The 6,299-nt window shown below is 64.2% G+C and carries 5 protein-coding genes and 3 tRNA genes; all 8 read right to left on the bottom strand.

Going from position 1 to position 6,299, the window contains the following annotated elements; translation table 11 throughout:
* The coding region (locus AB7U92_RS19750) for a Wzz/FepE/Etk N-terminal domain-containing protein (protein WP_428580921.1) at positions 1–290 on the bottom strand (290 nt) is incomplete at its 3' end.
* Between the two features lie 51 nt (positions 291–341).
* On the bottom strand, positions 342–968 hold the full coding sequence (locus tag AB7U92_RS19745; protein WP_428580918.1) for an XrtA/PEP-CTERM system exopolysaccharide export protein: 627 nt from the start codon (positions 966–968) through the stop codon (positions 342–344).
* Between the two features lie 243 nt (positions 969–1,211).
* A complete protein-coding gene (locus tag AB7U92_RS19740; protein WP_428580916.1) occupies positions 1,212–3,251 on the bottom strand; it encodes an XrtA/PEP-CTERM system-associated ATPase in 2,040 nt (679 codons plus the stop codon).
* A gap of 209 nt (positions 3,252–3,460) precedes the next feature.
* Entirely contained in the window at positions 3,461–4,864 is a 1,404-nt protein-coding gene (locus AB7U92_RS19735; protein WP_428580913.1) for a TIGR03013 family XrtA/PEP-CTERM system glycosyltransferase, read from the bottom strand.
* 172 nt (positions 4,865–5,036) lie between these two features.
* Positions 5,037–5,113, bottom strand: a tRNA-Asp gene (locus AB7U92_RS19730).
* Positions 5,114–5,159: 46 nt separating this feature from the next.
* Positions 5,160–5,235: transfer RNA gene (locus tag AB7U92_RS19725), tRNA-Glu, on the bottom strand.
* Positions 5,236–5,282: 47 nt separating this feature from the next.
* Positions 5,283–5,358 (bottom strand) — tRNA-Ala (locus AB7U92_RS19720).
* Between the two features lie 61 nt (positions 5,359–5,419).
* On the bottom strand, positions 5,420–6,299 hold an 880-nt coding region (gene gltX / locus AB7U92_RS19715; protein ID WP_428580910.1), incomplete at its 5' end, for a glutamate--tRNA ligase.

Below are 6,299 nucleotides of genomic sequence, written 5' to 3'. Positions count from 1 at the left end.
AGGTTGCCCTTGCGCATGAGCACCTCAATATTCGGACGCGTGATCAAGGTCCGCGCGAGCAGTTGCAGCGTCTGATCGATGTCGGGCTCCACTGTCAGGTCCCGCATCAGCGGCTTCAGCAACGTCATGGTATCGACATAGACGCGCGCCGTCGCCTCGTAGCGGTCGGGCATACGAAGCAGCAGCAGCGCAGCCAGCAAGGCCGCCGTCCACGCTATCGCGAGCCCCAGCCAGCGCCGGCGCCACATCGCGCGCAGCGTTGACAGGACCTGAGCAATCAGTTCATCCATGGGCAACCGTCGGGAACTTCGGAAAGGCTCGGAGGCGGCTGATCGGAGGGATCAGAACCAGCTCTGCGGAATGATGATGACGTCACCCGGGCGCACGTCGACGTTCGCCGAGATGTCGCCACGCCGGATCAGGTCCTTGAGGCGCACGCTGTACTGCTTGCCGCCGTCCTTGCCGCGCACCAGTACAGCATTGTTTCCATCGGCGAAGTCGGTCAGACCGCCGACCTGGATCATCACGTCCAGGATGGTCATGTTCTGCCGATAGGCAATGGCCTGCGGGCGCGTCGCCTCGCCGATGATGCGGATCTGCTCGCTGCTGCTGCCCTGAAAGGTGGTCACGACCACGGTGACCACCGGATCCCGCGTGAACTTCGAGAGCGCACGCTCGACATCGCGGGCGAGATCGGTGGGGTTGCGCCCGATCGCCTGGACATCCTCTACCAGCGGCGTCGAGATCTTCCCATCCGGACGAACCGGAACAGAGATGGACAACTCCGGGTTGCGCCACACGATGATGTTCACCGTGTCGAGCGGACCGATCAGGTAGCGATAGTCAGGGGTCGCAGCCGATGCCGGCGCGGGCGGCAGGTTGTTGGTTGCACAGCCCGACAGGACGGCGAGAAAACCGGCAGCGGCGATCGTCCGGTGCAGGAAATTGATGACGGCATTCATGGCCATGTCCTTCTCCAGTGTTGCTCTCCAACGTGACGCGGCAGGATCGCCGGGCACTCCAGCTCTGCAATCGCCGCCTCACCAGGCCGCGCTGTCACGTCCGACTCACGTGCGTTACCGGGATGCCCCGCCCCCGGGAGCATACAAGCTGGGAGAGCGTTTTCAATTGCCCAACTCGGGGGTACGCCCCCCAAATTCTCCTCACAAACCCCGCTCATGCTCGCTGACCGGAGCAGGCAGCGATGCAGGTCAGGCAGTCGCCCGATGGGGCCCCGACGACGACTCCGGCGCGTCCATGCCGATCAACTGCCGCAGCACGGCTTGAGCGCATGCCCTGGTACGCGATCGCTCTGTTGCACTGGCTGCAGCCGTCAGCGCAGTCGTCGCAGACCTGGCATGCGCCTGATCGCCTCGCAGACGAAGCTCGCCCAGGAGATGTTCCGCTATCTCCGCGGACTCTCGTCCGGCTGTGGCAGCGCCCAGGTCGATGCGGGGAATTCCCAGCGCGAAAGCTTCAAGCGTGGCGTCGAGCGAATCGGTAAGCAGACAGCGGGCCTCGCCCATCACCGCCACACGATCCAGGTAGTCCAGCGGTGACAGCAGCGTGACATTCGAACCCCGCAGCAATCGCCTCAAACCCAAGGTATCGAGCCTGGACAGCAGTTCGCTCTGCGCGATCCAGAGCAACGGCAACTCGCGGCTCACCACCTGCAACGCACCGATGAGACGGGTCAGCTCGACCCGCCCGACTCCTTCCGTTGCGGTGCAGACAACGCCATAACCGCGCGGGTCGTCGGCGATGCCGGGATCGACCTGAAGGCGCGCCAGCGCCGTGCCACCCGCAGCTGCGAGCCCACGCGCAACCTGGGCCGCGCTGCCCAACAGGTCGAAAGGTGCCGAGCCGGGGAGCGCAGGGGTCGTTTCGCTGTCCGGCGCTTGTTTCGCATCGAGCACAGGGGCAATGCGATCCAGCACGACATCGTTTCTCTTGGCCCCTTCCATTCCGGCCATGGAGCCCGAGGCAGCCAGCCGCGCTGCGGGGATATCACATCTGAACGCCGCCAGACCGATACCCAGCATCGCGTCGGATGCGCCCGCCAGCAAGACAGCCGAAGGAACATGGTCCTTGACGACTGTCTCGAATCGAACGATCGCGTCCGCCAATGCGCAGCAAGTCGTGACGCCGCGCGGCTCGAGCTCGACCGTGGGTACCTCGGCGACAAGTTCGCTCAGAAAGGCGTCGTTGCCCGCAAAGGACTGCTGCGTCCCGGCACGCACCAGGATCGGTGCTGGCGCGCGCTCGAGCTCCAGCATCTCCCTGATCAGCATTGCCAGGCGCAATTCGCTCGCAGCGTCGCCAGCCACACACAGGATCGGGCCCGCCGGGCTGCCGCCGTCGCGAGCTCTGACCGGCAGCACATCCTTGGACGCCGACACCGGAACGATGACCGGCAGGGCCACAGGCTGGCGCAAACCACCAACCTCGGCGTACGCCTCCCCGGCGACCTTGTCGACCACGGCCAGGTCAATCTCGTCCTCGGCAGCAAGAAAGGAAGCCAGCAGCAGGCGGTTGCAGAGCAGATTGACCCGCCGAGGGATGCCGCCACTGTGCACGTGAATGCGATCGAACGCTGCGTCATCGAAACTCGGACGACCCGCCCAGCCCACTTTCCGAAGCCTGTGTTCGATGTAGGCGCGTGTCTCCGCAGGATCCATTGGCCCAAGATGGCACGAGGCGATCACGCGTTGCCTGAACTGCTCCATGGGCTTGGACGTGAGCAGTTGCCTCAATTCCGGCTGCCCGACCAGGAAGCTCTGCAAAAGCGCATGACTCCCGAGCTGGAAGTTCGAGAGCATGCGGAGCTCTTCGATGGCCTGCAGGCTCAGATTCTGCGCTTCGTCCACGACCAGCAGGGCCCGCTTGTTCTGCGTGACCAGAAGCGTCAGGAAAGCCTCGATCGAGGCGATCAGTTCAGCCTTGCTCAGGTCCTTGGGCGCCAGCCCGAATGCCAGGGCCACCGACCTCAGCAGGTCGCCGGCCTCCAACTGCGTGCTGACGATCTGCGCGGCGACGATCTGCGAGGCATCGAGTTCGGCCAGCAGCGTGCGCACCAGTGTCGTCTTGCCCGCACCGATCTCTCCGGTGACCACGACAAACCCTTCGCCTTGGTAGACACCGAAGCGCAGGTAGGACAGCGCGTTGCCGTGCCCCTTGCTCTGGAAGTAGAAGGATGGGTCCGGATTGAGGCTGAACGGAGTGCCGGAGAAGGCGAACTGAGATTCGTACATGGATTCCCACCATTCGCGCCGCGAGTCGGGAGCGATACCGCGATGTCGACGCGTCGCCAGCAAAGGCTGACCGTCGGCACTGCCCGGAAGCTACCAAACTTCCGCATTCCGACCAATCCTATCCCCCGACCCTCGACGGCCCGGTGTGGCATCCTGCTCGGCTGCGTGTGCGACATCCGCCACCGCAGCCCGTCAGTCAGGGACCCGCGCTATTGCGCTCCCTCGCGGAACAGCACGACGCTGACCGTCTCGATCAGCACGAGCAGATCGAGAAACAGGGAGTTGTTCTTGACGTAGTACAGGTCGTACTCGTGCTTGCGACGAGCGTCCTCGACCGACGCCCCGTAGCTGTAGCGAACCTGGGCCCAACCGGTCACGCCCGGCTTGACGCTGTGGCGAATGTCGTAGAAGGGAACCTGCTCACGCAACTGCTCCACGAACGACGGACGCTCCGGACGCGGGCCGACCAGGCTCATCTCGCCCTTGAGCACGCTGATCAGCTGCGGCAATTCGTCGATGCGGCACTTGCGGATGAAGGCGCCGACACGCGTCACGCGGGCGTCGTTCTTGCTGGCCCAACGCGCCACGCCATCGCCCTCGGCATCATTGCGCATGCTGCGGAACTTCAGGCACATGAACTTGCGACCGCCCAGACCCACCCGTTCCTGCCGGTAGATGACCGAACCAGGACTGTCGAGCCGAATCAGCACGGCCGTCACCAGCATCACGGGCGAAGCCAGCGCAAGCAGCAGTGCCGAACAGACGACGTCGAAAGTCCGCTTCACGGCGGTTCGCACCGATCCCTGGACAAATCCATGGCCATAGACCAGCCAGCTGGCTTTCAGGCTCTCTGTCGGGACCTGCCCCTTCGCCCGCTCGTAGAAGCCGGCAAGGTCGAGTACTGGCGTACCCTGAAGGCGGCAGTCCAGGAGTTGATCCATCGGTACGGCACCACCTCGCTGCTCGCGCACCGCAACGATCACTTCGTCGACCTGCATCCGCTTCACGATGCTGCTGACGGATACGTCACGGGAGAAGATCTTCTCGCCGGGCGACAACTTGCCTTCGCCACCAGCAGGATAGAAGCCGACAACGGCTCGGTGGGCACGGCCCGGCGAGCGCAGATCGGCGGCAATGCTCATCGCTTCCTTGCCCGTACCGACGATCAGTACCCGTGGCGACCCGACGACCGATCGACGAACGACATGGAAAACGATGCGCACCAGTACGAGACCGAGCAGCATGTAGACCACGACAGGAAACAGCAACTCCCGGGCTCGCCCGGAAAGCCCGCCCGCACTGATGGCTGCGTAGGCAATCCCTGCACCGACCAGAATTGCAAGGAACGCACGGCTCAGCAGCGCGGCCAAGCTGACGGTCACGGCGGAGGAACGGTAGATGCCGAACACTGAATAGAGAAGCGACATCAACAGCGCGAAGGCGGCGGCGTGCAACAACAACTGCGCCGGAAGTGCCCCCAGAGTGAAGAAGTCGAAACTGAGATCCGACAGCCCCTGCGCGGCCAACAGCACTGCGAGAAAGCAAAAAATCCCATCGGCCAGCAACTCGGCCAGCGCAGACAGTGGGATGTGATGTTGAAAGACCTTGACCATGGCGTCAGCCCCCATTCGGAGTGAGGTGGATTCTGGGTAGCCCACTGCCCCGGAGAAACCCTCCAAACGAGGGGAAAGTGCCGAATGACGCTGACGAGACACAGGCGCCGAACCTCAGGCGCAGACGCAAGAAAAAGGGCTGAGCCCGTCAGGGATCAGCCCATGGAATGCTTGGCGGAGTGGACGGGGCTCGAACCCGCGACCCCCGGCGTGACAGGCCGGTATTCTAACCAACTGAACTACCACTCCGCGTGGCCGACAGCTTCAGGATCACTCCTCAAGCGCTGCCGAAACTTGGCGTCCCCTAGGGGATTCGAACCCCTGTTACAACCGTGAAAGGGTCGTGTCCTAGGCCTCTAGACGAAGGGGACTGAAGCTCTTTCGTCGACTCGAACCTGCGCCGTGCATCCAGGACACTTGGTGGAGGTAAGCGGGATCGAACCGCTGACCTCTTGCATGCCATGCAAGCGCTCTCCCAGCTGAGCTATACCCCCGTGTGGAGCCGTTGGTGCAGCCGTCGCAGTTTCAAGCGAGACCGCGAGTATAGCTTGGTTTTCAGACGCCCTGCAATCTGCGCAGCACCACCTCGCGCTGGAAAAGCTCGAGGACGGCATCGATCGACGGCGTCTGCACGCGGCCACACACCAGCACGCGCACGGCATGCGCGAGCTGCGGCATCTTCAGGCCGTGGGCCGACAGGGTTTCCTTGATCGCGGTGGCGATGGTGCCCTTGTCCCAGTCGATGCCGGCGAGCCGGTCGCGCAACGCCTGCAGGGCCGGGCGCACCGCTTCCGTGACGTGCTGCTGGACGTCCTCGTCGCGGGGCGAGACATCGATGAAATACATGCCGAGCCAGTCGGCCAGCTCGGCCAGCGTGGCGCAACGGTCCTTGAACAGTGCGCACATGCGGATCAGCCGTTCGTCGGCCGCCACAGGAGCGCCGCGCGTGGCCAGTTGCACTGCGACGAGGCCCGCCAGCTCGGCATCGGGCGTGTGCTTGATGACGTGCGCATTGACCCAGTTGAGCTTCGCCGCGTCCCACTGCGCCGGGCTGCGCGCCAGATGGCTGCCATCGAACCAGGCCACCAGTTGCTGGCGGTCGAACAGTTCGTCGTCACCGTGGCTCCAGCCCAGCCGGGCGAGGTAGTTGAGCATCGCGTCGGGCAGGTAGCCGGCTTCCTCGTACTGCATGACGCTGACCGCGCCGTGGCGCTTGGAGAGCTTGTCGCCGTCCGGGCCGAGGATCATGGGCACGTGGCCGTACTCGGGCAGTTCCGCGCCCAATGCGCGCAGGATGTTGATCTGCCGCGGCGTGTTGTTGACGTGGTCGTCGCCGCGGATCACGTGGCTGATCTGCATGTCCCAGTCGTCGACCACGACGCAGAAGTTGTAGGTCGGCGTGCCGTCGGGCCGGCAGATGATCAGGTCGTCGAGT

This window comes from Piscinibacter sp., assembly GCF_050175855.1.
Lineage (GTDB): Bacteria > Pseudomonadota > Gammaproteobacteria > Burkholderiales > Burkholderiaceae_C > Piscinibacter.
Note: the sequence above shows the minus strand (reverse complement) of the source record. Positions and strands in the feature narration are given on the sequence as shown.

What these genes read in the sequence shown, in the direction of transcription:
- AB7U92_RS19745 (WP_428580918.1), bottom strand. Translation starts at nt 968, where the DNA reads ATGGCCATGAATGCCGTCATCAATTTCCTGCACCGGACGATCGCCGCT.
- AB7U92_RS19740 (WP_428580916.1), bottom strand. Translation starts at nt 3,251, where the DNA reads ATGTACGAATCTCAGTTCGCCTTCTCCGGCACTCCGTTCAGCCTCAAT.
- AB7U92_RS19735 (WP_428580913.1), bottom strand. Translation starts at nt 4,864, where the DNA reads ATGGTCAAGGTCTTTCAACATCACATCCCACTGTCTGCGCTGGCCGAG.